Here is a 26,428-nt window from a genome sequence, read left to right as displayed (position 1 = left end):
GAACCTCGGGCGCCGCTACTCGGCGGCGGGACCGTCCGGCGCGTCCTCGCTCGACCGTTCCTCGACCAGCGTCGCCAGGGTGGCGGTGGGGATCCGCCGGAAGGCCCGGTTCGGTCGGAACCGCTCCAGCACCGCCACCTCCAGCTGGTTGACGGAGATCTCGCGCTTCGGCGCCGCGGCGCCCCCGCTCCCCGAGCCCGTCCCGACCTCGGCGCCGAGGGCCCGTACGGCCAGCCGCAGGGCAGCGGCCAGCTCCAGACCCTCCTGGTAGTCCTCCCGGAGGACACCCCGGATGGTGTCGGCCTGGCCGCCCATCACCACGAAGCGGGACTCGTCGTCGATCGACCCGTCGTAGGACAGGCGGAACATCTTGTCGTTCTCCTGCGAGGAGCCGACCTCGGCGACGCAGACCTCGACCTCGTAGGGCTTCACCCGCTCCGTGAAGACGGCGTCGAGCGCCTTCGCGTAGACGTTGGCCAGCGTCTGACCCGAGACGTCCTTCCGGTCGTAGGCGTACCCGGTGAGGTCCGCGTGCCGGATGCCGGCGACCCGGAGGCTGTCGAACTCCGGGTAGCGGCCGACGGCGGCGAACCCGATCCGGTCGTAGATCTCCGAGACCTTGTGCAGCGTGTTGGACGGGTTGTCCGCGACGAAGAGCACCCCGTCGGAGTAGGTGAGGACGACGACGCTCCTGCCCCTGGCGATGCCCTTGCGGGCCAGGTCGGAGCGCTCGCGCATCAGCTGTTCTGGCGAGGTGTAGAAGGGCAGAGTCACGTGGGAGCTCCCGGCGGGATGAGAGGGTCTGGCTGGGCTGGGTCGTCGTTCGCCGGGCTCAGCCGCCCGGGTTGTCCCGGCGACCGGCGACGACGGACTCCGCCACCGAGGCGGCCCGCTCGTCGGTCAGCCGGACCGCGCCGTGCTCCGGGGTGATGGTGACGATGACCGGGTAGATCTTCCTCGCGAGGTCCGGGTGGCCGGTGGCTGTGTCGTCGTCCGCCGCGTCGTACAGCGCCTCCACGGCGTTGCGGATCGCGGTGTCCTCGTCCACGTCCCGCTCGTGGCGCTTCTTCAGCGCCGACTTGGCGAACAGGGAGCCCGAACCGACGGCGTGGTAGGAGCCGTGCTCCTCGTAGCGGCCCCCGGTCACGTCGTAGTTGAAGATCCGGCCGGGCCACTCCGTCCCGTTCGAGTCGACGTCGATCCCGACGAACAGCGGTACGACGGCCAGTCCGGCCATCGCCAGCTCGAGGTTGCCACGGATCATGTTCGACAGCTGGTTGGCCTTGCCCTCCAACGAGAGCGACACCCCGTGGATCTTCTCGTAGTGCTGGAGCTCCACCGTGAACAGGCGGACGAGTTCCAGCGCGATGCCGGCCGTCCCCGCGATGGCCACCGCGGAGTAGGCGTCCGCGGTGAAGACCTTCTCGATGTCCCGTTGCACGATGAGGTTGCCCGCGGTGGCCCGCCGGTCACCCGCCAGCAGCACTCCGCCCCGGTACTTCAACGCCACCACGGTCGTGCCGTGCGGCGGGTGCCCGACCTGCCCTTCTGGCATCGCCCGGTTTCCGGGCAGCAGTTCGGGCGCGGCCGCCCGCACGAAGTCGACGAAGGATGATCCGGGAGCGAAGTAGGCGTTCGGCAGGGCCGCGCCCGAATGGGCGCGGGCTGTCGGGTTCTCCATGAGGCGGTGTACTCCTGGGTCGGCGTGACGGGTACGGCGGGCGGTGCCGACGGCCTACTGGCCGCCCTTCTGGACGTAGGCTCGCACGAAGTCCTCGGCGTTCTCCTCCAGGACGTCGTCGATCTCGTCCAGGATGGTGTCGACGTCCTCGCCAAGCTGTTCGCGCCGCTCCTGGCCCGCGGTCGTGGCTTCCTGGGCCTCGTCGTCCCCGTCGCCACCGCCGTGCTTCTGCGCGTGTTCCTGTGCCATCAGTCCTCCCGATGTCAGGGCGTTGCCCGTGTCCCAAGATTACCCAGTTGGCGGGGCGTCCGTCGTCCCGCCGAGCGGCCGACCGGGGTGGTCCCGCTACCTCCGGGTCAGCGAGTCGACGAGTTCCTCAGCGCTGGACGAGGCCTCAAGCAGGTGGCCGACGTGGGCTTTCGTCCCTCGCAGCGGCTCCAGGGTGGGGATGCGCACCAGGGACTCCCTGCCGAGGTCGAAGATCACCGAGTCCCAGGAGGCCGCCGAGATCTGGGCCGGGTACCGCTCCATGCACTGGCCGCGGAAGTAGGCCCTGGTGTCCTCCGGGGGCAGCGTGATCGCCGCCCGCACCTCCTCCTCGTCGACGAGCCGCCGCATCGAGCCCCGCGCGACCAGCCGGTTGTAGAGCCCCTTGGACAGCCGGACGTCGGAGTACTGGAGGTCGATCATGTGCAGGCGGGAGGACGCCCACCCGAGGTTGTCCCGGGCGCGGTACCCCTCCAACAGCCGGAGCTTCGCCGGCCAGTCGAGCATGTCCGCGCACTCCGCCGGGTCCCGGCTGAGCCTGTTCAGCACCTCGCCCCAGGTCTGGAGGACGTGGGCGGACTCCTGGTCGACGCCCTCGGACTCGGCGTGCCGGACGGCGCGTTCGTGGTACGCCCACTGGAGGTCGAGCCCGGTGAAACGCCGCCCGTTGGCGAGCGGGACGGTCGCGCGGAGCGAGGGGTCGTGGCTGATGGTGTGCACGGCCCGCACCGGGTCGCCGAGCCGCAGGTCGTCGAAGCGGTGGCCAGATTCGATCATGTCCAGGACCAGTGCCGTGCTGCCCAGCTTCAGGTAGGTGGAGTACTCGGCCAGGTTCGCGTCACCGATGATCACGTGCAGGCGCCGGTACTTGTCGGCGTCGGCGTGGGGCTCGTCGCGGGTGTTGATGATGCCCCGCTTGAGGGTGGTCTCCAGCCCGACCTCGACCTCGATGTAGTCGGCCCGCTGGGACAGCTGGAACCCCGCGCCGTCGCCGGACGCGCCCAGCCCGACCCGCCCCGACCCGCACACCACCTGGCGGGAGGCGAAGAAGGGGATCAGGCCGGAGATCACCGAGGTGAAGGGCGTGCCGCGCGCCATCAGGTAGTTCTCGTGGCTGCCGTAGCTGGCGCCCTTGTTGTCGATGTTGTTCTTGTACAGCTGGATGTGCGGTTGTCCCGGAACGGTGGCGGCCCGCATGGCCGCCTCCTCCATCACCCGCTCCCCCGCCTTGTCCCAGATCACCGCGTCCCTGGCGTTGGTGACCTCCGGCGTGGAGTACTCGGGGTGGGCGTGGTCGACGTAGAGCCGCGCGCCGTTGGTGAGGATGACGTTGGCCGCGCCGAGGTCGTCGCCCTCGTGGTCGGTGGCGGGCAGGCTCGGCCCTCCCAGGTCGAAGCCACGGGCGTCCCGCAGCGGGGACTCCACCTCGTAGTCCCACCGCGCTCGGCGGGACCGGGGGATGTCGGCGGCCGCCGCGTAGGCCAGCACCACCTGGGTGGAAGTGAGAACGGGGTTGGCGGTGCTCTCACCCGGCACCGTGATCCCGTATTCGACTTCGGTTCCCATGATCCGCCGCATGGGTTTCAGCCTACGGCTTCGGGACCTTTCTCGGCTTGATCATGAGCGCGACACTTGAAAGAGTGACCGGACGGACACTCTCCGTCCTCGCCTCGTCGGGTGGATCCGCTCCGACCAGCCGAACCACCACATGGGTGGTGGAATACCACCACAGCTGTGGTGGTGCTCGGCCCGGTGGTGTCGTCGTGCGAGGCTGGGGATATGGGTGAACCGGTCTCCCGGGGAGACGAACTGGTCGCCGTCTACGACGCCGACGGCACGGTCGTGGGCAGCGCCCCCAGGAGGCGGGTCAGGGCGGAGAACCTGTGGCACGGGTGTGGGGCGGTCCTGCTGCTCTCGCCCGGCGGCGACCAGGCATACGTACACCGGCGCACCGACACCAAGGACATCTTCCCCGGAGGGCTGGACTGCTTCGCCGGGGGCGTGGTGGACGCGGGCGAGGACCCCGCCGACTGCGCGCGCCGTGAACTCGCGGAGGAGTTGGGGGTGGTCGGAGTGCCGCTGCGGCCCGTCCTCGTCGGTTCCTACGAGGGGCCGGGGCTCCGGGTGCGCACCCACCTCTTCGAGGCGCGGTGGGGCGGTGAGGTGCGGCACCAGCCCGAGGAGATCGCGTCGGGCTGGTGGATGCCGTTGGAGGAGTTGCGGCGGCGGAGCGTCGACCCCGGATGGCCCCTGGTGCCGGACAGCCGGCTGCTGGTTCGGGAGTGGTTCCGACGCTCCGCCGCGGGTGGTCTGGGGACGTGAGGGAGGTCAGTGCCAGGGCAACGCGGACCGGCGTCGCCAGTACCGCTCGGCTGGCTCGGCCAGGGTCGCGACCATCGCCGACCTCTCGGCGGGGAGCAACGGGACGCCGACAGCGAGCAGGTTCCGCCTGAGCTGCTCGACGTTGGCCGGCCCGAGCAGGACGGTGTCCGCCCACGGCTGCGCCAGCGCCGCCGCGATCGCGACGGCGTCCGGGCCCACTCCGGCTCGTTCGGCTCCGACGCGGATCAGGTCAGGCGCGTCGACGACCAGCCGCCCGTTGGCCAGCGGCTCCTTGACCAGCACCCGCAGGCCCGCCTCCGAGGCCGCGGCCAACGCCGGACCGACCGAGGGCTCCAGCAGGTTCCAGGTGGACTGCACCGTCGCGAACAGCCGCTCGCCGTCGACCTCCAGCTCCACCGCGCGCTCGATGGTCTCCGACTGGCGTGGGCCGGAGGTGGAGAACCCGATCCGGGTACCACCTCCGGCCAGCTCGGCCAGCCGCCCCAGCAGTGCCCGGTCGTCGAACAGCGGGCTGTCGGGCGTCAGCGAATGCACCTGGTAGACGCCCAGCGCATCCCCGAGCCGGTCGCGGCTTTCCCGCGACTGCTCGTCGAACCGCTCGGCGCTGTGCTCCTTCACCTCGTGGACCTCGGCGTCGACACGCCACTCGCCCACGTAGGTGTACCCCCACTTGCTGGACACCGTCAGGTCACGGTGCCCCCGGTCCGCGAGCCAGTCCGCGAGGAAGTCCTCCGCGAGGCCGTAGGAGCGGGCCGTGTCAACCCACCGGACGCCAGCCGCGTACGCGGCGTCCAGCACGTCGTGGCAGTTCCGCCGCATCGCCTCCACCGTGCGCTCCGCCGGCAGGGCGTCCGCTCCCCCTTGGTTGATGTAGGCCGGTCGACCCAGCGCCGCGAGCCCGAGGCCAAGCCTCCGGATCCCGGCATCGTCGACCGGTTGGGACTTATCCATCCGGGTGACATTACCGGGGGGATCGGAGTGGGGCTGGCGACGGCATCAGTCCAGGTTCCCGAGCACCTGGTCGGCCAGGTTCCGCGCTCCCGCGCAGTCGGCGTCCTCGACCCCCCCGAACTGGATCGTCAGCGCCGTGTCGTCCACGTCGACGACGACGAGGCAGCCTCCCTCCTCGCCACTGCCCGGGGCCCAGGTGGCGTCGTGCCCCCTGACCTGGAAACCGGTCCCCTCCCCCACCAGCAGCTCGTTGGTGGCACGCCACTGGGAGTAGGGCTCGGAGGTCACGGCGGTGATGACGACGCGCTGCCGGGAACCGGCTGACCACGTGCACGTGGGCCCCTGCGCCCGGTTGGTGCTGTAGTTGGGGCTCGGGTCCGCCATCAGTTGCTGGACGGCCCCGGGCTGGCTCTCGCAGCTGCTCCTGACCGCGTTGCCCAGTCGCTCCTGCGCGGCTTCGAGGGTGGTTCTGGTGGTCGGGCCACTGCCCGCGTCCACCGGTTCCTCCTGTCCGCAGGCGGCCAGGGTGAGCAGCAGCAGCCCGGCGGAGGCCGCCGGGATGACGACGGACCTGGGTGAACCTGGCATCGGTGTGGACTCCTCACGGGTTGGTCGGTGTCCCTCCGGGGCCGGCGCCCCGGGCGGGTTCCACGGCCGTGCCACCGTGGGTCCCGTCGCGAAGGCAACGCACCGCCGGCCGGACGGTGACCAGCTGGGAACCACGGATGGGTGAACGATTGCGTCGCCGCACCGCGTTGCGGCATTGCGTCACGACCGACCTCACCCTTTGGCCGCATCAATGGCGCATCCTGACAGAAGGTGCCAGTGGAGGAACATATTCACCTCCACTATCCGTGATGTTGATCACCCTTATGGGTGAGCACTATCGGATTTTGGCGGGTTGGCGCCAACAATCCCGCCGACCGTGGGCGAAAGGTTTTCGCGGTTGCCGAATTCAACGCCAACCATTCACCAGGTCCGGAAATTTTCGTTCGGCAAGAACAAGAAGGCGGGAGCGCCGGCACGGGAGACGCCACCGACGCCGCCCCTCGGGCTCAACGGTGCTCCGCACGGTCGGACCCCGGGTGCGCACCACCCCGTGGACCCCGCTGGTGCTCACGGCCGGGGACTGGACGCGCGCGGCCACCAGCGGACCGGTCCCCCACGCGCGGTGTTCCCGTCCCCGCCGACATGGGGGACGGCGGGCTCGCCCCCCTCGGCCCGTGGGTGCCCTTGGCGCCCCGGCCCCTCCCCCGAGCCCGTGGACGCCCGTCGTGTGGACCCGGCAGCGGCGCCAGGAACCGTTCCCACCACCTCGGCGGGCCCCGACGAACGCCCGGGGCTCCCGACGAACGCCTGGGGCCCCCGGCGACGGCCGGAGGCCCCAGGTCACGGGTCGTTCGACCCCGGCGGTTCCTCAGAGGTACTGACCGGTGTTGGTCGCGGTGTCGATCGCCCGGCCGGCGTCCTGGTTCTTCCCGGTCACCAGCGTGCGGATGTAGACGATGCGCTCACCCTTCTTGCCCGAGATGCGTGCCCAGTCGTCCGGGTTGGTGGTGTTGGGCAGGTCCTCGTTCTCGGCGAACTCGTCGACGATCGCGTCCAACAGGTGCTGGACGCGGAGCCCGGGCTGCTTGGTCTCCAGCACGGACTTGATGGCCGCCTTCTTCGACCGGTCGACGATGTTCTGGATCATCGCTCCCGAGTTGAAGTCGCGGAAGTAGAGGACCTCCTTGTCACCGTTGGCGTAGGTGACCTCGAGGAAGCGGTTCTCGTCGCTCTCCGCGTACATGCGCTCCACGGTGTGCTGGATCATGGCGTCGATGCACGCCGCCTTGTCCCCCTGGAACTCGGCGAGGTCGTCGGCGTGGATGGGCAGGCTCGGCGTCAGGTACTTGGAGAAGATGTCCTGCGCCGCCTCGGCGTCGGGCCGCTCGATCTTGATCTTCACATCCAACCGCCCGGGCCGCAGGATGGCGGGATCGATCATGTCCTCCCGGTTGGAGGCACCGATCACGATCACGTTCTCCAGTCCCTCGACCCCGTCGATCTCGCTCAGCAGCTGCGGCACGATGGTCGTCTCGACATCCGAGGAGACCCCGCTCCCCCTGGTGCGGAAGATCGAGTCCATCTCGTCGAAGAAGACGATCACGGGGGTGCCCTCGGACGCCTTCTCCCTGGCGCGTTGGAAGATCAGCCGGATGTGGCGCTCCGTCTCCCCCACGAACTTGTTGAGGAGCTCGGGCCCCTTGATGTTGAGGAAGTAGGACTTCGCCTGCCCGGCCTCCCCGCCCTGCGCCACCACGACCTGCTTGGCGAGCGAGTTGGCGACGGCCTTCGCGATCAGGGTCTTCCCGCACCCGGGAGGTCCGTACAGCAGGACGCCCTTCGGGGGGCGCAGTTCGTACTCGTGGAAGAGGCCGGCGTGCAGGAACGGCAGCTCGACGGCATCGCGGATCTGCTCGATCTGACGTCCCAGACCGCCGATGTCCTCGTAGCGGACGTCGGGGACCTCCTCCAGGACGAGGTCCTCCACCTCGGCCTTGGGAACGCGCTCGTAGGCGTAACCCGCCTTGCCGTCCACCAGCAGGGAGTCACCGGACTTGAGCTTCGACTCGGCCAGCGGGGTGGAAAGCCAGACCACCCGTTCCTCGTCGGTGTGCCCGACGACGAGAGCCCGTCGGGGCAGCCCCTCCTGCTCCTCCACCAGGACCTCGCGGAGGGTGCAGAGCTCACCGGTGCGTTCGAACTCACCGGCTTCCACCACGGTGAGGGCCTCGTTCAGCCGGACGGTCTGCCCCAGGCTGAGTTCGGCGGCCTCCACCGCCGGTGAGACCGCCACGCGCATCCGGCGGCTCGCGGTGAAGACGTCGACGGTGCCGTCCTCGTAGGCCCGGAGGAACACTCCGTAGCCGCTCGGCGGCTGCGCCAGCCGGTCGACCTCCTCACGGAGGGCGAGCAGCTGCCCTCGGGCCTCCTTCAGGGTGTCCACCAGCTTGGCGTTGCGTTCGGTCAACTGGTTGATGCGGTTGGACGCCTCGGCCAGCCGCTGCTCCAACAACTGGTTGTGGCGAGGTGACTCGGTCAGTTTGCGGCGCAGCAGCGCCACCTCGTCTTCCAGGAATCGGATCTGCGCCGTCAACTCGACATCTTCACCGTCGGTCTGCCGTGTGCCGCCTGGCTCAGGCTGGCTGCCGGGACGGTCATGGTCCATCTCGGCACCTCCTCCCGTACTGGTGGAGTCCACGGTACCGGCGATCAGCCCGGTTGGTAATGATCCACGGACCGGGCGGGTGTCCCTTGCGTCACTCTCCGCCACCCCGGGGACGAGTTCTCCCGTTCCCACCCCGAGGTCGATCGCTGGCGGGTAGCGTGCTGCGCACGTTCTTCCTCCGATCCGGTGGACTTCGGATCGCCCTGGGACGTCGCACCCCGCCGACGCGGCGGCTCGGCCGCCCGTCGCCCCCAGTGGTCCAGTGTCGCAAGGAGTAACCATGTCCGTCCCGCCCAACCAGCCCGACCCCTACGGCGGGCAGCCCGGCTGGGGCCAGCAGCCGCCCCCCGGCGGTATGCCGCCCCAGGGCCAGCCAGGGCAGCAGGGCGGCTGGCCCCAGGGCGGTATGCCTCCGCAGGGCCAGCCGGGGCCGCAGGGCCCCTACGGGCCCCCGCCCGGCGGACAGCCCCCGTTCGGGCCGCCCAGCGGCGGGTTCCCCGCCCAGCCTGGCCCGGGTGGACCGCAGGGTCCCGGCGGCCCCCAGAAGAAGAGCCCGCTGCCCTGGATCCTCGCCGGCGGCGGTGTCCTCGTCGTCGGGCTGGTCGTCGTCCTCGTCATCGTCCTGGGCGGCGGCGGGTCGAACAGCACCCCGCAGGCGGTCGCGGAGAGCGCGGTCGCCGCGATGAACGACAACGACACGCAGCGGCTCGCGGACCTGAGCTGCGGCGCGCACCGCGAGCAGATCGAGACCATCATCACCGACCTCGACCCCTCGCAGAACGCGGATGTGCCGCCGGAACTCGCGAACGCCACTGCGGAGTGGTCGCTGGTGCGCGTCGAGGAGGTCGACGAGACCAACGCGAGGGCGATCGTCACCCTGAACATCTCCGGGGTGGGCGCGGACGCCGCCCCGATGATGGAGATGCTCAGCGACATGGAGCTGAGCGCCCCCCTCACCAAGGAGGACGACGCCTGGCTCCTGTGCGGGGTACCGGAGCCGACCGAGGACAGCGCGCCCGGCACGCCGAACGTCCCCGACACGGATCCGGGCGACCTGGACATCCCCGACTTCGACCCGGGCAGCCTGGACATGGGTGACCTCGACAACCGGGACATCCCCGACTTCGGCGACCCCGAGCTCCAGCGGGAGCTCGAGGAGATGCAGCGGCACCTCGACGAGCTGAACAACCTGGACTACTGAGGCGGTGGGGCGGGTTCGTCCGCCCCCACCCGGAGCCCTCCCGCGAAGGCCGCGACGTTCCCGCGTCGCGGCCTTCCGCCGTTCCGACGACCTGAGAGCCCGGCGGGGCGCCAGCCGGCCGTGTCGGACGTGTCCGGCGTCATCCGACCCTTCACGGGGAGATCGCTCCTGAGCACCTGCCGTCACCGCTAGGTTGCGTTGTGCGCGGCGACGCGCACCGAGTCACCGATCGCGGAGAACAGCCGCCTCCCGGAGGAGAAGAGCAGATGTCCGTCCCGCCACAGCAGCCCGGACCCCACGGCGGGCCGCCGGGGCCCCACGGCCAGCAGCCGCACCCGGGCCCGCCGAGCGGCGGCTGGCCGCAGCAGGGTCCTCCCACGGGCGGCTGGCCGCAGCAGCCCCCGCCACCGCAGGCCGGGGACCCCACCGGTGGATGGCCCCGGCAGCCGCAGGCCACCCCGGTCGGCGGCTGGCCGCAGCAGGGACCCGGCGGGCAGCAGTACCCGCACTACGGCCCACCGCACGGCTACCCGCCGCCCGGCCCGGGTGGTCCGCCGAAGAAGAGCCCGCTGCCGTGGGTCCTCGGAGGCGGTGGGGTACTCGTCATCGTCCTGGCCGTCGTGCTGGTCCTCGTGCTGACGGGGGACGACGACACCCCCTCCGCCACCGGCGACGGCGCCCCGACGACCGGCCAGGACGCCGGGGGTGACGAACCACCGCTCGGGCAGGACGGCACCGACGCGGAACCCCCGGCCGGCGGGGGCCGTACGAGCACCGACATCGATGAGGTCGCCCGTTCCCTCGTCACGGCGATGAGCGCGGACGACCGGCAGACCCTGCTCGCCCACACCTGCACGTCCAGGGCGGAGTACTTCGACGACGCCATCGAGCGCCTGGACCCGGCCGCCGCCCTGGGTGTCCCTGTCCCCCCTGAGGTGGCCGCCGCCCTGGAGCAGGTGGAGGCCAGCTACGAGTTCGAGGCGGCCGCCGTCATGAGCGAGGTGGAGGCGCAGGCCATCTTCCGGCAGCACCTGTCGAACCTGCCCCCGGAGTTGGCCGGGTTCCCGACCACGGCCCGCATCGGGGTGTGGTTCGTCGAGGAGAACGGGTGGAAGATGTGCGACATCCGCCTCCTCGACGACGAGGAGGTCCCGCCCGCCCGGTGAGCGGCCGCGAGCTCAGCCCTTGCTGGGTCGCCGCTGCTGCCGCAGGGGGGTGACCCCGTCCGCCAGGCGGCGTGTGGTGAGCAGGAAGGCGGTATGCCCGATCATGCGGTGTTCGGGCCGTACCGCCAACCCCACCACGTGCCAGGGGCGCTGGATCGTCTCCCAGGACTCCGGTTCGGTCCACCTCTGTTGCTCGCGCAGGGCCTCGGTGATCCGGGAGAGCTGGGTGACCGTGGCGACGTAGACGACGAGCACCCCACCGGGCACGAGGTTGTCGGCCACCGTGTCCAGTGCCTCCCAGGGCGCGAGCATGTCCAACACCACCCGGTCGACCTGCTCGTCCTGGTGTTCCTTCAGGTCAGCCACCCGCAGCCGCCAGTTCGCGGGACGCTCGCCGAAGAACCGCTCCACGTTGCGCGCCGCGTGCTCCGCGTGGTCCTCCCGCACCTCGTAGGAGAGCACACTGCCCGCCGGCCCCACCGCTCGCAGCAGGGAGCAGCTCAGGGCACCCGACCCGGCGCCGGCCTCCAGCACACGGGCGCCGGGGAAGATGTCACCCCACATCACGATCTGCGCCGCGTCCTTGGGGTAGATCACCTGTGCCCCTCGGGGCATGGAGAGCACGTAGTCGGACAGCAGGGGCCGCAGCGCGAGGAAGCTGGTCCCACCGCCCGAACCGACCACCGTCCCCTCGGGCTGGCCGATGATCTTGTCGTGCGCGAGTGCCCCCCGGTGGGTGTGGTACTCCTTGCCCGCCTCGAGGACGATCGTGTAGCGCCGTCCCTTGGGGTCGGTCAGCTGCACGCGGTCGCCCTCCCGGAAGGGGCCGCTGGGGGTGCTCACGGGCGTTGAACCTCCTGCTCGACGTGGTGTTCCGAGGGCGGGCTGAACCCGCCTGGTCGGACGTCGATCCTGGCAGACGGCTCCAACGCCCCACCGGCTGCCCGGGTCGCGGTACCCGGCCACCGGACGTGACCCTCGGAGGTGCCCGCCCTCCTGGCGGCGGGGGACCGCGTCGTCCACCACCGGCCCCCTGGCTCAGGCGGTGTTGCCCCGATGGCTCAGCAACGCGTTGCGCAGTTCGTCCCGGTGCAGCACGGCGGAGGGCCGGCCCTCACCGTCGACGACGAGGAACTGCCAGGACGCGCTGGAGAACACGCGTTCCACGATGTCCTCACCCTGTTCGGAGTCGAGCAGGACGTTCTCGGCGGAGATCGGTTCCGCTGCCTGTTCGGCCGGCGTGACGGGGGCCTGCCGGGAGAGGTTCTCGGCGGCGGTCAGGTCGAGCAGGCCCACCGCCATGCCGTCGGCCCGGACCAGTACCACCCCTCTTCCCGCGGACGCGGCCAGCGCGTCGGAGACGGGGCTCTCCGCGGGGAGTTGGAGGACCGGGCGGACGATGTCCGCCAGCCGCAGACCGGGTGGCCAGTTGCGCCGGTTCTCGCTGCCGAGCTCCGCGACGACGCCGACCCCGATGAACCACATCATGACCACGCACACACCCAGCCGCAGCCACCGGTCCTCGCTGGCGGCGAGGAGCCCCACGATCGCCCACCAGGCCAGGGCGATGGTCACCAGCACCCCACCGACGGCCGCGGCGCGGGTGCCGGCCGAGCGACGCCCGGTCAGCCCCCACACGAGGGACCGCAGAACCCGGCCGCCGTCCAGCGGGAGGCCGGGCAGCAGGTTGAACACCCCGACCGCGGCGTTGGCGACCGTGATCTGGACCACGAGCAACCACAGGACGGTCCGGGGCTCGACCACCAGCAGGAGCGCCGCCGACAGCAGCGCGAGCAGCACCGAGACCGCCGGACCGGCGGCCGCGATCAGGCCCTCCTGCCGCGCCCGGGAGGGGGTCCTGACCAGTTCGGCCACGCCACCGAGGAACTGGAGGCGCACCCGTCGCACCGGCATCCCCATCCGCAGCGCGACCAGGCAGTGGCCGAGCTCGTGGAGCAGCACGGAGACACCGAGCAGCACGGTGAAGGTCGCCGCGAGCAGTGCTCCCCCCAGGAGACCGACGCCGGGCAGCATCATGCGCACCAGGGGCGTGTAGAGCACGACGATGAGCAGGGAGATGAACCACCACGAGGGCGCGAGCAGCACCGGAACCCCACGGACACGCGCGACCACCAGGCCGCCTTCGTGGCCGGTCGCGGGGGTCCAGCGGATCGAAGCGGGCACTGACGAAGCCTAGAACGCCGACGGTGTTGCGGCAGTGTGCCAGGCCGGACGCGCCGCGCACCGTGCGGAGCGCCCCACCGAACCGTCGCCGGGGTGGCCTACAGTGCCGGGTCATGGCGGACGCGGTAGTCACCGACCCCCGACAGCCCCCCGGCGATGCTGGCACGGCGGGCGGTGGGTCCCGAGCTCGGCGACGCCCGGCGCTGTCGCCGTCGCGCGCGAGCGACTTCAAGCAGTGCCCCCTGCTGTACCGGCTTCGGGCGGTCGACCGGATACCCGAGAAGCCCAGCAAGGCCCAGGTGCGGGGCACCGTCGTGCACGCGGTGTTGGAGCGGCTGTTCGCGCTCCCGCCCGAGCAGCGCACCGAGGAACGGGCACGTGAACTGGTCGAACCCGCCTGGAAGGAGGTGGTCGAGGAGCAGCCGGAACTGCTCGACCAGCTCTTCGGTGGTGCGGAGGACCCGGAACTCACGGGCTGGCTGGCGACCGCCGAGAAGCTACTGGGCGGCTACTTCACCCTGGAGGACCCGACCCGTTTCCAGCCGGAGGCCTGCGAGTTGCTCGTGGAGACGGAGCTCGAGTCCGGGGTCCTCATCCGGGGCTACCTCGACCGGCTGGACGTGGCTCCCACCGGGGAGATCCGGGTGGTCGACTACAAGACGGGTGCGGCGCCTCGCCAGATCGGGGAGGCCAAGGCACTGTTCCAGATGAAGTTCTACGCCCTCGCGCTGTGGCGGCTCCGGGGCGTGGTCCCGGCCCAGCTGAAGCTGATGTACCTGGCCGACCGGCAGGCACTCGTCTACACGCCGGACGAGGCGGAGCTCCGCCGCTTCGAGCGGACGGTGGACGCGATCTGGCAGGCGATCCTCCGCGCGGGTCGCACCGGCGACTTCCCGCCGAACCCGAGCCGGCTGTGCGACTGGTGCGACCACCGGTCGCGCTGTCCCGCCTTCGGCGGTACTCCCCCGCCCTACCCCGGCTGGCCGGAACCGTCGGCGTTGGCCGGGGAGGGCGGGGAGACCGCGTTGGGCAGGGTTGACTGACGCGTGGGCCGCGGCCGCGGGCCTAGAGGCGGCAGAAACGGATGTCCGAGGCCAGGATCGCTCGGGCCCCGAGCGAGGAGAGCTGGTCCATCACGCTGTTGGCATCCTTGCGGGGCACCATGGCCCGCACGGCGTTCCAGCGTTCCTCGGCCAACGGGGAGACCGTGGGTGACTCCAGGCCGGGGGTGAGGGCCACCGCCGCCGACAGCAGGTGGTCGGGGCAGTTGTAGTCCAGCATCAGGTACTGCTGGGCTCGGGCCACCCCCCGCAGCCGGGCGGCCAGTTGGGCCCGGTCCTGGCTGTCCCGCGCGGACTCACCCTCCAGCAGGACGGCCTCCGACACGCAGATCGGGTCCCCGAAGGCGACCAGGCCGTGCTGGCGGAGGGAGGTCCCGGTCTCGACGACGTCGGCGACCGCGTCCGCGACCTCCAGTTGCACCGAGATCTCCACGGCCCCGTCGAGTCGGATCACCTCGGCCTCGATGTCCCTTTCGGCGAGGTGGTCGCGCACCAGCCGGGGGTAGGACGTGGCGACACGCCGGCCGTGCAGGTCCTCCACCTTCCAGTCGGCCCCCGCCGGGGCGGCGAAGCGGAAGGTGGACTTGCCGAAGCCCAGGGCCAGCCGCTCGCGCACCGGCGCACCGGAGTCCAGGGCGAGGTCCCGTCCGGTGATCCCCATGTCCAGGGTGCCGGCTCCGACGTAGATCGCGATGTCCTTGGGGCGGAGGAAGAAGAACTCGACCTCGTTGGTGGGGTCGATGACCGTCAGGTCCTTCGGGCCCTGGCGGCGGCGGTAACCGGCCTCGGCCAGCATCTCGGCGGCGGACTCGGCCAGCGAGCCCTTGTTGGGAATGGCGACGCGCAGCATGCGGGGTCTCCTGCTCGGTTTACAGGTGGCGGTACACGTCCTCGGTGCTCAGCCCGCGACCGAGCATGAGCACCTGGACGCGGTAGAGCAGCTGGGAGATCTCCTCGGCCAGGCGCTCGTCCGACTCGTGCTCGGCCGCGATCCACACCTCCCCGGCTTCCTCGAGAACCTTCTTGCCCTGCGCGTGCACGCCCGCGTCGAGCGCGGCGACCGTTCCCGATCCCTCAGGGCGTTCCGCCGCCCTCTCCGTGAGCTGCGCGAACAGCTGGTCGAACGTCTTCACGGTGTGTCATCCTCGCACTTCCTCCCGCCCGTGGGTGTCATCGGTGCGTCGTTCCGCCCGTCGCCGCCGCGCGGGGACCACCGGAGCGGGGTCGGTAGCCCGTCCTCCGCCGGGTGCGGGCCCGGTCCCGGTCCTCGTCCCGCCGCCACCATCCCGTCCCCTCCGGCGAACACGCCGACCTCGGGGGCGGCCCGGGCGACCGGCGGCACGTCCATCCCCCGGGGCACCCGGTCGGTCGAGCACGGTGGCCGCGTCGAACGCGGGACGCCGGTGGGGCGGGGCGGGGACCGGGTTGGGGTGGTGCCCCCCGCGGCCCTCGTGGCTACACTCCGTGTCGTGCCGATCGACTTCCGGTGGCGCGCCCCGGTGCGCGACGAGGAGCTGCGCGCCCTGCACGCGGAGGGCTTCGGCACGGACGGCCGGGCGGACTGCTGGGCGGAACGGCTCCAACGGCACAGCCTGGGCTGGGTGACCGCGCACGACCACGACCGCCTGGTGGGTTTCGTGAACGTGGCCTGGGACGGGGGCCGGCACGCCTTCCTGCTGGACACGGTGGTCGCGGTCGACCACCGCCACGCCGGCGTTGGCACCGGCCTGGTGCGCGCCGCCGTCATCGGGGCCCGCTCGTCGGGGTGCAGTGGGTGCACGTCGACTTCGAGGCGGACCTGGCGCGCTTCTACCTGTCGAGCTGCGGCTTCGCCCCCACCTCCGCCGGGTTGGTGGCGTTGTAGCCCTCGTCAGCCACGACCCGCCAGCACGTCCGCCAGCGCCTCGATGTCCACTCCCTCCAGCGAAGCGCGGTGCACTCGCCGCTCACCCGGTTCCACGTCGACCTCGCAGGGCACCACCAGTACCGTGCACCCCGCCGCTACGGCGGAGGCGACACCGGCCGGCGAGTCCTCCACGGCGACCGCCTCGACCGGGTCGACGCCCAGCAGGCGCGCGGCCCGCAGGTAGGGGTCGGGGTGGGGCTTGTTGTGGGTGACCTCGTCGCCGAACACGACCGCCTTGAAGTGGTGCCAGCCGATGTTCTCCAGGGGCACCTCGGCGACCGTGCGGACGGTGGAGGTCACCAGCCCCATCGGGACACCCGAGGCGTGGATGGCGGCGAGGGCGTCCTCCGCTCCGGGCCGCCAGAGCAGCCGGGTGCGGAACAGCTCCCGCATCCGGTCGATCACCCAGGCCGCGTTCGCCTCGGTGGCCTCCGGCGTGACGGGCAGTCCCAGGTCCGCCAGCAGCAGCCCCATGCTCCTGGTCAGGTTCGACCCGACCATCGCCGCCCTGGTCTCCGCGCTGAGCTGGCCACCGAGCTCCTGGGCGCGTTCCTCCAGGGCGATGCTCCACAGCTTCTCGGAGTCGAGCAGCGTGCCGTCCATGTCCCACAGCACGGCGGCGGGCAGGCGGCTGGCGCCGTCCATCTGGGACGGTGAACTCACGGAATTCCTCCTCGTTCTCCCTGGCGGGGAGCGCTTCGCTCAGGCGTTGAAGTACTTGGCTTCGGGATGGTGCGCGACGAGCGCGTCCGTCGACTGCTCCGGGTGCAGTTGGAACTCCTCGGACAGGGTGACCCCGATCCGCTCCGGCTCCAGGAGGGCCGCGATCTTCGCGCGGTCCTCCAGGTTCGGGCAGGCGCCGTAACCGAGGGAGAACCGGGCTCCCCGGTATCCGAGCCGGAAGAACTCGGTGACGTCGCTCGGGTCCTCGGCCGCCACGCTCCTGCCGTCGGCCCAGGTCAGCTCCTGGCGGATGCGCTGGTGCCAGAACTCCGCCAACGCCTCGGTGAGCTGCACGCCCAGCCCGTGGACCTCCAGGTAGTCGCGGTAGGCGTTGGCGGCGAACAGCTCGTTGGCGAAGTCGGCGATGGGCTGGCCCATCGTGACCAGGGTGAGGGGCAGGACGTCCACCCGTCCCGAGCTGGCCGCCAGCTCGCGGGGGCGGAAGAAGTCCGCGAGGCACAGCCGGCGGTCCCGCCGTTGCCGGGGGAACGTGAAGCGGCAGACCTCGGGCGAGGCCGGGTCCGGTCCGGCGAGCACCACGAGGTCCTCGTCCTCGGCCACGCAGGGGAAGTAGCCGTAGACGACGGCGGCGTGTTGCAGGATGTTCTCCGTGGAGAGCCGGTCGAGCCAGTACCGTAACCTCGGCCGTCCCTCGGTCTCCACCAGCTCCTCGTAGCTCGGGCCGGCCGCGCCCTTGGTGCCCCGCAGGCCCCACTGCCCGAAGAAGGTGGCCCGCTCGTCGAGCAGGGCCGAGTAGTCGGCCAGCGGGATGCCCTTGACGATCCGGCTGCCCCAGAAGGGCGCGGTGGGCAGCGGGACGTCGGTGGCCACGTCCGATCGCCCGGTCGGCTCCTGCGCCTCCTCCGCCTCCGCCTTGGCCCTGCGGGCCTCGGCGATCCGGCGGGACCGTTCGTGCCGGGCCTTCCGCTCGGCGATCCTCGCCTGTTCCGCCTCGTCGACGACGGCCGTCCCACCCCGTTTGCGGTCCATGATGGCGTCCATCAGCCGGAGACCCTCGAAGGCGTCCCGGGCGTAGCGCACGTCGCCCCGGTAGACCTCCGAGAGGTCGTTCTCGACGTAGGACCGGGTGAGGGCGGCTCCGCCCAGCAGCACTGGCCACCGGGTGGCGACGCCGCGGGTGTTCATCTCCTCCAGGTTCTCCTTCATGATGACCGTGGACTTGACGAGGAGCCCGGACATGCCGATGGCGTCGGCGCGGTGTTCGCTGGCGGCGTCGAGGATGGCGGTGATGGGCTGCTTGATGCCGAGGTTGACGACCTCGTAGCCGTTGTTGGACAGGATGATGTCCACGAGGTTCTTGCCGATGTCGTGGACGTCCCCCTTGACTGTGGCGAGCACGATGCGCCCCTTGCCACCCTCGTCGGCCTTCTCCATGTGCGGTTCCAGGTGCGCGACCGCGGTCTTCATGACCTCGGCCGACTGGAGCACGAACGGGAGTTGCATCTGGCCGGAGCCGAAGAGCTCCCCGACGGTCTTCATCCCCGCCAACAGGGTGTCGTTGATGATGCGCAGCGCCGGCCGTTCCGCGAGGGCGAGGTCGAGGTCGTCCTCCAGGCCGTTGCGCTCACCGTCGACGATGCGCCGCTCCAGGCGCTCGAAGAGCGGCAGCGCGGCCAGTTCCTCCGCCCGGGAGGCACGGGTGGAGGAGGCGGTAGCCCCCTCGAAGAGGGCCATCAGGCGCTGGAGCGGGTCGTAGTCGGGCCGCCGCCGGTCGTAGACCAGGTCGAGGGCGACCTCGCGGTGTTCGTCGGGGATCCGAGCCATCGGCAGGATCTTGCTGGCGTGCACGATCGCGGTGTCCAGGCCCGCCTCGACGCATTCGTGCAGGAACACCGAGTTGAGCACCTGCCGGGCGGCGGCGTTCAGACCGAAGGAGACGTTGGAGACGCCGAGGGTGGTCTGCACCTCCGGGTAGCGCCGCTTGAGCTCCCGGATCGCCTCGATCGTCTCGATGGCGTCCCGGCGCACCTCCTCCTGCCCGGTGGAGATGGGGAAGGTGAGGCAGTCGACGATGATGTCCCCGACGCGCATGCCCCAGTTGGCCGTCAGGTCCTCGATGAGCCGGCTGGCGACGCGAACCTTCCACTCCGCGGTGCGGGCCTGCCCCTCCTCGTCGATGCAGAGGGCGACGACGGCGGCACCGTGCTCGGCGACCAGCCGCATGATGCGTTGGAACCGCGAGTCCGGTCCGTCGCCGTCCTCGTAGTTGACCGAGTTGACCGCGCAGCGCCCACCCAGGCACTCCAGGCCGGCGCGGAGCACCTCCGGCTCGGTGGAGTCGAGCATGATCGGCAGGGTCGACGCGGTGGCCAGGCGCCCCGCCAACTCGGTCATGTCCTGGACGCCGTCCCGCCCGACGTAGTCGACGCACAGGTCGATGAGGTGGGCGCCCTCCCGGGTCTGGGTGCGGGCGATCTCGACGCAGTCCTCGTACTTCTCGGCGAGCATGGCCTCGCGGAAGGCCTTGGACCCGTTGGCGTTGGTGCGCTCCCCGACCATCAGGACGCTGGCGTCCTGCCGGAAGGGGACCGCCTGGTACAGGGAGGCCACCCCCGCCTCCGGGCGCGGCGCGCGGTCGGCCGGCCGCAGGTCGCGCACCGCGTCGACCACGGCGGAGATGTGGTCGCCCGTGGTACCGCAGCAGCCGCCGACCAGGCCGACCCCGAACTCGCGAACGAAACCGGCCAGGGCCTCGGCCAACGCCTCCGGGCCGAGCGGGTACACGGCGCCGTTGGGTCCGAGTTCGGGTAGCCCCGCGTTGGGCATGACCGAGAGCGGGATGCGGGAGTGCCGCGCCAGCTGGCGCAGGTGTTCGCTCATCTCGGCTGGGCCGGTCGCGCAGTTCAGGCCGATCAGGTCGATACCCAGCGGTTCCAGGGCGGCGAGGGCAGCGTTGATCTCGGTACCGAGCAGCATGGTGCCGGTGGTCTCCACGGTGACCTGGGCGATCACCGGCACGGTGATCCCCTCGGCGTCCATCGCGCGTCGTGCTCCGATGATCGCGGCCTTGGTCTGGAGGAGGTCCTGGCAGGTCTCGACCAGGACCGCGTCGATCCCGCCGGCGAGCATGCCAGCGGCCTGCCGCTGGTAGGCGTCCCGCAGCACCTCGTACCGGGCGTGGCCGAGCGTGGGCAGCTTGGTCCCGGGGCCGACCGAGCCGAGGACGAACCTGGGGCGGCCCGTCTCGCTGAAGGCGTCGGCCTCCTGCCTGGCCAGCCGCGCCCCGGCGAGGGCGAGTTCGTGGATCCGGTCGGTGATGTCGTACTCGGCGAGGTTGGCGAGGTTGGCGCCGAAGGTGTTGGTCTCGACCGCGTCCGCTCCGGCTTCGAGGTAGCCCCGGTGCACCGCGCGCACGACGTCCGGGCGGGTGACGTTGAGGATCTCGTTGCAGCCTTCGAGGCCGGAGAAGTCGTCGAGGGTGAGGGGCCAGGACTGGAGCATCGTGCCCATCGCGCCGTCCGCCACCACGACACGGTCACGGAGGGCGGCGAGCAAGGGCGATACCGCGCGGTCCGACATGGGACCAGCCTACGATTGCCAACACGTCCGTTGGCCGTAGGCTGGCGCGGTGACCCACCCCGATCCTGGCGCCGACGAGTCGAATCCCGCTCTGCCCAAGCTGACCGATCCCGTCCTGGTGGCCGCATTCGAGGGCTGGAACGACGCAGGTGACGCCGCGAGTGCCGCGATCGAGCACCTCCAGTTGAGCTGGGACGCGAGCCCGCTGACGGAACTCGATCCCGAGGAGTACTACGACTTCACTGTGACCAGGCCCACTCTATCTCTGGTCGATGGTGTAACACGACGCGTCGAGTGGCCGACCACGCGTTTCACGGTCTGCCGGCCCCCCGGGGTGTCCCACGACGTGGTACTGCTGCACGGTATCGAGCCGAACATCAGGTGGCGCAGGTTCTGCGCCGAACTGGTGTCGGTGATCGAGAGACTCGGGATCAGCACCGTCGTCACGATGGGTTCGCTGCTCGCGGACACGGCGCACACCCGGCCCGTGCCGGTCACCGGAACGGCCTACGACGCCGAGTCCGCCAGCCGGTTCGGGCTCGACCGCTCCCGCTACGAGGGGGCGACCGGCGTGCTGGGCGTGTTCCACGACTACTGCGTGCGGGCCGGCATCCCCGCGGTGTCGTTCTGGGCCGCGGTGCCGCACTACGTCTCACAGCCCCCCTCCCCGAAGACGACCCTGGCGCTCCTGCGGCGGGTGGAGGACGCGCTCGACATCGAGGTCCCGGTCGGGACCCTGCCCGAGCAGTCCGCCGAATGGGAGGAGACGGTCAGCGAGATGGCCGACGAGGACGAGGACGTGAAGAACTACGTCCGCGCGTTGGAGGAGCGCGGGGACGAGATCACGCTCACCGAGGCGAACGGGGAGGTCATCGCGGCCGAGTTCGAGCGGTACCTCCAGCGCCGCCACCGCGGCGGGTGGGGTGGGCCCAGCAAGGGCGGCTGACCTCCCGGCCGGCGACGCCGGCCACCGGCCCCGCGGCACCGCGGACGGCCCAGGTGCCACACCCGGGCACGCGGTCGACGCACCCGCGCTGGCCGCCCCAGCCCCCTCGACGCCCACCCGCGGCGAGGGGACCGCGATCAGCGCCCGGAGGGCCGCGTGGACGCGGCGGTGGATGGCACCCCGCCGGGCGCCGAGGGAACCCGCCGCCGCCCCACGCGTCTGTCCGTGCGGGGACCGCCGACGAACGGAGGACGTGGTGGGACGCGCTCGACGCTGGCTGGTGGCCGGTGCGATCACGGCGGTCGTCACGATCGGGGTGCCGGCGGTCTGGGCCCACGGCTCCAGCCACGGCCACATCGGCGGACCGGAGGACGTCCCACCCGCGCCGGTGGCGCTGGTCCTGGGGGCTGGTGTGCGGGAGGACGGACGGCCCACTCGGTTGCTGGCCGGCCGCCTCGACGTGGCCGCGCGGCTCTACCTGTCGGGTCGGGTTGACGTCCTGCTGCTCTCGGGGAGCACCGGGCCCGACGGTTACGACGAACCGGGGACGATGCGGGCCTACCTGGCACGGCTGGGGGTGAGCGAGCGGGACATGGTGCTCGACCCGGATGGCCTGTCCACCTGGGATTCCTGCGTCCGGGCCAGCGACGTGTTCGGGGTGTCGGAGGCCGTCGTCGTCTCGCAGTCCTTCCACCTGCCGAGGGCGGTGGCGCTGTGCCGGGCCGCGGGCATCGACGCGTGGGGGGTCGGGCACGACTCGGCGCGGGACAACCCGGGCGGCACGAGGGTCGGCAGGCTCCGGGAGACCCTCGCCAACGGCTCGTCGATGCTCCGAGGCGTGCTGCGCAAGGCCCCCGCCGTCACGGAGGCCCCCGAGGGGTGGGAGGCGGCGGCTCCGGGCGGCCGCGGCTACTGACCGCCCGGAGCCCAGCGGCCCTCAGGCGCGGAGGTCGACCCCGAGGAGCGCGTCCACGGCGGTGGCGACGAGGCCGGGGGCGTCCCGGTCGTCACCCGCGCCCGCCGCGGCCTCGGCGGCCCAGGAGTCCAGCGCCGCGAACGCGGCCGGTGTGTCGAGGTCGTCGGAGAGGTAGGTGCGCACTCGGTCGAGGGTGTCCCCGGCCCCGGGCCCGGCGTCGAGGGCGACCGCGCGGCGCCACCGGTCGAGCCTGGCCTCGGCCTCCGCCAGCAGGTCGGATGTCCAGGACCGGTCGGACCGGTAGTGCTCCGCCAGCAGCGCGAGCCGGACGGCCCGGGAGTCGACCCCGTCGGCGCGCAACCGGGAGACGAAGACCAGGTTGCCCTTGGACTTCGACATCTTCTCCCCGTCGAGGCCGATCATGCCGGTGTGGCAGTAGTGGCGGGCGAACGGGTGTTCCCCGGTCAGGGCCTCGGCGTGGGCGGCGCTGAACTCGTGGTGCGGGAAGACGAGGTCCGACCCCCCTCCCTGCACGTCGAAACCCATGCCCAGCCGGTTCAGGGCGATGGCGGAGCACTCGACGTGCCATCCAGGGCGGCCACGGCCCAGCTCGGTGTCCCAGGCGGGTTCGCCCGGCCGCGCCGCGCGCCAGAGCAGCGCGTCCAACGGGTGCCGCTTGCCGGGGCGGTCGGGGTCCCCCCGCGCTCGGCGAACAACGTGCCCATGGTCGCCTCGTCGTAGTTCGACTCGTAGCCGAAGCGGCCGGTGGCGAGGTGGTCGAAGTAGATGTCCGGGTACTCGGGATCGTCCGCCCGGTAGGCGGCCCCGTCGGCCAGCAGCTTGGCCACCACCTCCACGACCTCGGGTACCGCCTCCACGGCGCCGACGAAGTGGGCGGGGGGCAGGACGCGCAGTGCCTCCATGTCCTCCCGGAACAGGGCCGTCTCCCGCAGCCCGAGCACCACCCAGTCCTCGCCGTCGCGTTCGGCGCGCTCCAGCAGCGGGTCGTCCACGTCGGTGACGTTCTGCACGTACGTCACGTCGATGCCGTTGTCCCGCCAGACCCGGTTGACGAGGTCGAAGGTCAGGTAGGTGGCGGCGTGGCCGAGGTGGGTCGCGTCGTAGGGGGTGATGCCGCAGACGTAGAGCCCGGCCGTCCTCCCCGGGGCGGTGGGGCGCACCTCCTGGGAGGCGGTGTCGAACAGGCGGAGCGGCCGCGGGGTTCCCGGGGTTCGCGGGACCGGGGTGGTAGCCCAAGGTTGCATGGAACCGACTGTAAGGACTTCCGCCGACCGGCGGCGGCGGTGGTGCGCACTCGGCCGGTCGGCGGACGCGGGCGGCCCAGCGGTCGTAACGTTCCGTGACCGCCGGGCCGCCGGGATCGGGGAGTGGGTCAGCCCTGTTCCCCTGTCGGAGCGGGCTCGGGGGCGGCCTCCTCCGTTCGCCCGCTGGCCAGCCGGGAGGGCCACCAGACCCGGCTGCCGATGTCGAGCGTGAGCGCCGGCACCAGCAGCGACCGGACCAACAGGGTGTCGACCAGCACTCCGAAGGCGACGAGGAACGCCAGCTGCGCCAGGAAGAGCAGGGGGATCACCACCAGGGCCGAGAAGGTCGCCGCGAGCACGAGTCCCGCGGAGGTGATGACTCCCCCGGTGACGGCGAGTCCGCGAACCGTGCCGACGCGGGTGCCCTTGGTCACGGACTCCTCCCGGACCCGGGTCATCAGGAAGATGTTGTAGTCGATGCCCAGGGCCACCAGGAACACGAACGCGAAGAGGGGCACCGAGGGGTCGGCCCCGGGGAAGTCGAGGACGTGGTTGAACAGCAGCGCCCCGACGCCGAGGGTCGCCGCCAGCGAGAGGACCACGGTCGCGATGAGCAGCAACGGGGCGAGGAGGGCCCGCAGCAGCAGGGCGAGGATCGCGAAGATCACGACCAGCACGATCGGCACGATCACCACGAGGTCGCGGGTGGCGGTCTCCTGGGTGTCCAGTTGGCTGGCGGTCGGGCCGCCGACGAGCGCGTTGGCGCCCTCGACCCCCGCGAGGACCTCCCGCAGCTCCCGGACGGTGTCCACCGCGGCGTCGCTGTCGACGGGGTGGTCCAGCACGGCCTCCACGGCGGCGCGCCCGTCGAGGACCACCGGATCGGCCGGCCCGTCCGCCGGGGGACCCGAGGGCGGCGCCGACGGGTCCGTCGCGCCGAGTACCGAGACCTCGGAGACGCCGTCGACGGACTCGGTCGCCGCGAGCACCTCGTCCAGCCGGTCCGCCTCGGTCACGACGACCGTGGGGAGCCCGGACCCGCCGGGGAAGTGCCTGGCCAGCGCCTCCTCGCCTGCGACGGACTCGACGCTGGTCAGGAAGACCTCGGTCTCGGAGGTCCCGGTGGCGCGGAGCTGGGGCATGAAGGCGGCGCCCACCAGCAGCACGAGCGTCGTCCCGACCCAGAAACGCCTCGGCCGGGCGGCCACCATGTCGGCGATGCGCTGCCAGAGTCCTCGGCGGCCGATGGCACCGGCCTCAGGCCGGAAGGGCCAGAAGGCCCGGCGCCCGAGGAGGACGAGCGCGGCCGGGAGGAAGGTCAGCGCGGCCAGGACCGAGGCCGCGATGCCCACCGCGGCGACGGGACCGAGGCTGCTGTTCGAGCTGAGGTCGCTGAACAGCAGGCAGAGCAGTCCGGCGATGACGGTCCCGGCCGAGGCGAGCACGGGCTCGACGGTGGCGCGCCACGCTCGGCGCATCGCCGTCCAGGTGGATTCGGTGGAGCCCAGTTCCTCCCGGTAGCGGGCGACGAGCAGCAGGGCGTAGTCCGTCGCGGCGCCGAAGACGAGGATGAACAGGATGCCCTGGCTCTGGCCGTTGAGGGTGACCCACCCGTTCGTCGCGAGGAAGTAGACGACGACGACCGCGACCACGAGTGCGAAGGTGGACGACACGAGCACGGTCAGCGGGAGCAGGGGACTGCGGTAGACGATGACGAGGATCACCGCCACGACGCCGGCGGCGACCAGCAACAGGAGGCCGTCGATGCCGGCGAAGGCGGCGGTGAGGTCGGCGATGATGCCCGCGGGTCCGGTGAGGTGGATGTCCAGCCCGTCCGGGCGGTCCTCGGCCAGCAGCCGTCGGATGTCCTCGACCACCTCCTTCGGCTCGGCGTCGCCGCCGTTGGCCAGGGGGACGAACAGGCGAGCCGCGTGGCCGTCCTCGGAGGGGATGGGTGGGCTGGGTGGCGCGTCGACCCCGTCCATGACGGCGATCTCCTCGGACCGCTCACCGAGGAAGGCCAGGTCGGCGTCGGTCAGCCGCCCGTCACGTTCGGCGACCACCACCGCCGGCAGGGGCTGGTCGCCGGAGATCTCCCGCTGGAACGCGGCCACCTCGGTGGACTCGGCGGTCTCGGGGAGGAACGCGGCCGAGTCGTTCTGCTGCACCTCGGAGAGCCGACCACCGTAGGGGCCGGCGATCGTGACGACCCCGAGCCAGCCCAGGATCAGCAACGCGGGGAGCAACCAGCGCAGTCGGGTTCTCCGAGTCGTCCGCTCGTCATGGGAGGGCCTGGTGGGTCCTGCCGGGCTCATCGGCGTCTCACTCATCCCGTCCGCCCGTCGTCGGGCTTCGTAGGCTTGGGCGTTCGGCGGCGGGACGTGTGCGCCCTCCGGCCGCCGACCAGTACGACCGGAAGTATTACTCAGCTAGCTGAACAATTCAGATCTGGAGGTCCGTGAACGTGACGCCCCACACACCACCCTCGCCGGATGGTCCCCCTGACGATCCGGGTGGCGCGGTGTCGAGCTGGCCAACGGGACGGCTGCTCTCGGTCGCCGCGCGGCTGGTGGAGAGCTCCTGGGAGGAGTACCTCCGCACGCGGGGACTCACACACGCCGGCCTGATCGCCCTCCACGTGCTCAGTGAGGACGGCCCGTCCCCCCAACGACCACTGGCCCGCCGGTGCAAGGTCACCGACCAGACGATGAGCAGGACCGTGGAGGGACTGCGCCGCGCGGGGTACGTGCGCGTGGCCGCCGACCAACGGGATCGGCGGCGGATGCTGGTGACACCCACCGCGCAAGGGCTGGCGGTGCACGAGGAGGCGCTGGAGGCCGAGCGGTCGGACCCCGCCGTGCTCCGAGGGCTGGCGGACTACCAGACGTTCCGGGACCAACTGCTCCGCCTGATCGGCGCGCTCGGCGGGGCGGGCACCCCGCCGCCACTCCCACCGGACCCCGAGCCCACCGGGGATCCGGACCTCCCCGGCCGGCCAGCCAGCGGATCCGGACACGGCTGACCGACGAGGGGCACCGGCTCGCGACGCCAGGCCCCCCGCTCA

22 protein-coding genes and 2 pseudogenes are annotated in these 26,428 nt (G+C 71.7%); 8 read left to right on the top strand and 16 right to left on the bottom strand.

Annotation, left to right across the window (positions count from 1 at the left end):
- Positions 1 to 15: 15 nt before the first annotated feature.
- The 4 genes from prcA to dop form a co-directional block, all read right to left on the bottom strand.
- Entirely contained in the window at positions 16 to 774 is a 759-nt protein-coding gene (gene prcA / locus G443_RS01605) for a proteasome subunit alpha (RefSeq protein ID WP_026419799.1), read from the bottom strand.
- 58 nt (positions 775 to 832) lie between these two features.
- Complete coding sequence (prcB, locus tag G443_RS01600; RefSeq protein WP_026419800.1) at positions 833 to 1,681, bottom strand: proteasome subunit beta; 849 nt, start codon at positions 1,679 to 1,681, stop codon at positions 833 to 835.
- 54 nt (positions 1,682 to 1,735) lie between these two features.
- Positions 1,736 to 1,930, bottom strand: coding sequence for a ubiquitin-like protein Pup (locus G443_RS01595; RefSeq protein ID WP_016697490.1), 195 nt, complete (start codon positions 1,928 to 1,930; stop codon positions 1,736 to 1,738).
- 96 nt (positions 1,931 to 2,026) lie between these two features.
- Entirely contained in the window at positions 2,027 to 3,526 is a 1,500-nt protein-coding gene (gene dop, locus G443_RS01590; protein WP_026419801.1) for a depupylase/deamidase Dop, read from the bottom strand.
- Positions 3,527 to 3,727: 201 nt separating this feature from the next.
- Between dop and G443_RS01585 the strand changes: the two genes are divergently transcribed.
- The gene (locus G443_RS01585; protein WP_026419802.1) at positions 3,728 to 4,270 is read left to right on the top strand and encodes an NUDIX hydrolase; all 543 of its coding nucleotides are present in this window, start codon (positions 3,728 to 3,730) and stop codon (positions 4,268 to 4,270) included.
- A 6-nt stretch (positions 4,271 to 4,276) separates the two neighbouring features.
- Here the strand turns inward: G443_RS01585 and G443_RS01580 are convergent, their stop codons facing one another.
- The 3 genes from G443_RS01580 to arc form a co-directional block, all read right to left on the bottom strand.
- Positions 4,277 to 5,242, bottom strand: a complete 966-nt coding sequence (locus tag G443_RS01580) for an aldo/keto reductase (protein WP_030226756.1) — start codon at positions 5,240 to 5,242, stop codon at positions 4,277 to 4,279.
- A 45-nt stretch (positions 5,243 to 5,287) separates the two neighbouring features.
- Positions 5,288 to 5,830, bottom strand: a complete 543-nt coding sequence (locus tag G443_RS01575) for a DUF3558 family protein (RefSeq protein ID WP_026419804.1) — start codon at positions 5,828 to 5,830, stop codon at positions 5,288 to 5,290.
- A gap of 829 nt (positions 5,831 to 6,659) precedes the next feature.
- Positions 6,660 to 8,456, bottom strand: coding sequence for a proteasome ATPase (gene arc, locus G443_RS01570; protein ID WP_026419805.1), 1,797 nt, complete (start codon positions 8,454 to 8,456; stop codon positions 6,660 to 6,662).
- Positions 8,457 to 8,736: 280 nt separating this feature from the next.
- Here arc and G443_RS01565 point away from each other — a divergent pair, with 280 nt between their 5' ends.
- Complete coding sequence (locus tag G443_RS01565; protein ID WP_026419806.1) at positions 8,737 to 9,657, top strand: Rv0361 family membrane protein; 921 nt, start codon at positions 8,737 to 8,739, stop codon at positions 9,655 to 9,657.
- Positions 9,658 to 9,845: 188 nt separating this feature from the next.
- Here G443_RS01565 and G443_RS01560 read toward each other — a convergent pair whose 3' ends face one another.
- Positions 9,846 to 10,181, bottom strand: coding sequence for a hypothetical protein (locus tag G443_RS01560; RefSeq protein WP_155886218.1), 336 nt, complete (start codon positions 10,179 to 10,181; stop codon positions 9,846 to 9,848).
- A 96-nt stretch (positions 10,182 to 10,277) separates the two neighbouring features.
- On the opposite strand from G443_RS01560, the gene G443_RS01555 reads away from it, so the two are divergent.
- Positions 10,278 to 10,823 carry a hypothetical protein gene (locus G443_RS01555; protein WP_026419808.1) on the top strand — a complete coding sequence of 182 codons (546 nt, stop codon included), beginning with the start codon at positions 10,278 to 10,280 and terminating at the stop codon, positions 10,821 to 10,823.
- A 12-nt stretch (positions 10,824 to 10,835) separates the two neighbouring features.
- Here G443_RS01555 and G443_RS01550 read toward each other — a convergent pair whose 3' ends face one another.
- Positions 10,836 to 11,666, bottom strand: coding sequence for a tRNA (adenine-N1)-methyltransferase (locus G443_RS01550; protein WP_026419809.1), 831 nt, complete (start codon positions 11,664 to 11,666; stop codon positions 10,836 to 10,838).
- 195 nt (positions 11,667 to 11,861) lie between these two features.
- Positions 11,862 to 13,007 (bottom strand): M50 family metallopeptidase, encoded by a 1,146-nt coding sequence (locus G443_RS01545; protein WP_245588893.1) that lies wholly within the window; start codon positions 13,005 to 13,007, stop codon positions 11,862 to 11,864.
- Between the two features lie 113 nt (positions 13,008 to 13,120).
- Here G443_RS01545 and G443_RS01540 point away from each other — a divergent pair, with 113 nt between their 5' ends.
- Entirely contained in the window at positions 13,121 to 14,050 is a 930-nt protein-coding gene (locus G443_RS01540) for a RecB family exonuclease (RefSeq protein WP_026419811.1), read from the top strand.
- Positions 14,051 to 14,072: 22 nt separating this feature from the next.
- Here the strand turns inward: G443_RS01540 and hisG are convergent, their stop codons facing one another.
- Together hisG and G443_RS01530 are read right to left on the bottom strand one after the other, a co-directional pair.
- Positions 14,073 to 14,918: an ATP phosphoribosyltransferase gene (gene hisG / locus G443_RS01535; RefSeq protein WP_026419812.1), complete on the bottom strand. Its 846-nt coding sequence runs from the start codon at positions 14,916 to 14,918 to the stop codon at positions 14,073 to 14,075.
- 19 nt (positions 14,919 to 14,937) lie between these two features.
- Positions 14,938 to 15,201: a phosphoribosyl-ATP diphosphatase gene (locus G443_RS01530; protein ID WP_016698532.1), complete on the bottom strand. Its 264-nt coding sequence runs from the start codon at positions 15,199 to 15,201 to the stop codon at positions 14,938 to 14,940.
- Between G443_RS01530 and G443_RS01525 the strand changes: the two are divergent.
- Positions 15,103 to 15,780: pseudogene (locus G443_RS01525) on the top strand (hypothetical protein); the annotation flags it as partial. The gene G443_RS01530 and the pseudogene G443_RS01525 sit on opposite strands and share 99 nt — an antisense overlap.
- Positions 15,781 to 15,938: 158 nt before the next feature.
- On the opposite strand, the gene G443_RS01520 reads toward G443_RS01525, so the two are convergent.
- On the bottom strand, positions 15,939 to 16,619 hold the full coding sequence (locus G443_RS01520) for an HAD family hydrolase (RefSeq protein WP_026419814.1): 681 nt from the start codon (positions 16,617 to 16,619) through the stop codon (positions 15,939 to 15,941).
- Positions 16,620 to 16,676: 57 nt separating this feature from the next.
- A complete protein-coding gene (gene metH, locus G443_RS01515; protein WP_026419815.1) occupies positions 16,677 to 20,237 on the bottom strand; it encodes a methionine synthase in 3,561 nt (1,186 codons plus the stop codon).
- Between the two features lie 49 nt (positions 20,238 to 20,286).
- On the opposite strand from metH, the gene G443_RS01510 reads away from it, so the two are divergent.
- Positions 20,287 to 21,183: a PAC2 family protein gene (locus tag G443_RS01510; RefSeq protein ID WP_026419816.1), complete on the top strand. Its 897-nt coding sequence runs from the start codon at positions 20,287 to 20,289 to the stop codon at positions 21,181 to 21,183.
- A gap of 256 nt (positions 21,184 to 21,439) precedes the next feature.
- The gene (locus G443_RS01505) at positions 21,440 to 22,099 is read left to right on the top strand and encodes a SanA/YdcF family protein (protein ID WP_245588894.1); all 660 of its coding nucleotides are present in this window, start codon (positions 21,440 to 21,442) and stop codon (positions 22,097 to 22,099) included.
- Positions 22,100 to 22,120: 21 nt separating this feature from the next.
- Here G443_RS01505 and mshC read toward each other — a convergent pair.
- A pseudogene (mshC, locus tag G443_RS01500) lies at positions 22,121 to 23,364 on the bottom strand (cysteine--1-D-myo-inosityl 2-amino-2-deoxy-alpha-D-glucopyranoside ligase).
- Positions 23,365 to 23,492: 128 nt separating this feature from the next.
- A complete protein-coding gene (locus G443_RS01495; protein ID WP_051314196.1) occupies positions 23,493 to 25,679 on the bottom strand; it encodes an MMPL family transporter in 2,187 nt (728 codons plus the stop codon).
- A gap of 206 nt (positions 25,680 to 25,885) precedes the next feature.
- Here G443_RS01495 and G443_RS01490 point away from each other — a divergent pair, with 206 nt between their 5' ends.
- A complete protein-coding gene (locus tag G443_RS01490; RefSeq protein ID WP_081715599.1) occupies positions 25,886 to 26,386 on the top strand; it encodes a MarR family winged helix-turn-helix transcriptional regulator in 501 nt (166 codons plus the stop codon).
- The last annotated feature ends 42 nt before the right edge of the window (positions 26,387 to 26,428 follow it).

Origin of the sequence: Actinoalloteichus caeruleus DSM 43889, from assembly GCF_000429185.2 — a bacterium.
In the GTDB taxonomy this organism is placed as follows: domain Bacteria; phylum Actinomycetota; class Actinomycetes; order Mycobacteriales; family Pseudonocardiaceae; genus Actinoalloteichus_B; species Actinoalloteichus_B caeruleus.
The sequence above is the reverse complement of the archived record's forward strand: the minus strand, read 5'-3'. Positions and strand labels throughout refer to the sequence as shown.

Bases quoted from the DNA above. Each gene is read 5' to 3' on its own strand.
- hisG (WP_026419812.1), bottom strand. From the start codon at position 14,918: ATGCTGCGCGTCGCCATTCCCAACAAGGGCTCGCTGGCCGAGTCCGCC.
- G443_RS01495 (WP_051314196.1), bottom strand. From the start codon at position 25,679: ATGAGCCCGGCAGGACCCACCAGGCCCTCCCATGACGAGCGGACGACT.
- dop (WP_026419801.1), bottom strand. From the start codon at position 3,526: ATGCGGCGGATCATGGGAACCGAAGTCGAATACGGGATCACGGTGCCG.
- G443_RS01565 (WP_026419806.1), top strand. From the start codon at position 8,737: ATGTCCGTCCCGCCCAACCAGCCCGACCCCTACGGCGGGCAGCCCGGC.
- G443_RS01575 (WP_026419804.1), bottom strand. From the start codon at position 5,830: ATGCCAGGTTCACCCAGGTCCGTCGTCATCCCGGCGGCCTCCGCCGGG.
- G443_RS01585 (WP_026419802.1), top strand. From the start codon at position 3,728: ATGGGTGAACCGGTCTCCCGGGGAGACGAACTGGTCGCCGTCTACGAC.
- arc (WP_026419805.1), bottom strand. From the start codon at position 8,456: ATGGACCATGACCGTCCCGGCAGCCAGCCTGAGCCAGGCGGCACACGG.
- G443_RS01580 (WP_030226756.1), bottom strand. From the start codon at position 5,242: ATGGATAAGTCCCAACCGGTCGACGATGCCGGGATCCGGAGGCTTGGC.
- G443_RS01540 (WP_026419811.1), top strand. From the start codon at position 13,121: ATGGCGGACGCGGTAGTCACCGACCCCCGACAGCCCCCCGGCGATGCT.
- G443_RS01595 (WP_016697490.1), bottom strand. From the start codon at position 1,930: ATGGCACAGGAACACGCGCAGAAGCACGGCGGTGGCGACGGGGACGAC.
- G443_RS01520 (WP_026419814.1), bottom strand. From the start codon at position 16,619: ATGGACGGCGCCAGCCGCCTGCCCGCCGCCGTGCTGTGGGACATGGAC.
- metH (WP_026419815.1), bottom strand. From the start codon at position 20,237: ATGTCGGACCGCGCGGTATCGCCCTTGCTCGCCGCCCTCCGTGACCGT.
- prcB (WP_026419800.1), bottom strand. From the start codon at position 1,681: ATGGAGAACCCGACAGCCCGCGCCCATTCGGGCGCGGCCCTGCCGAAC.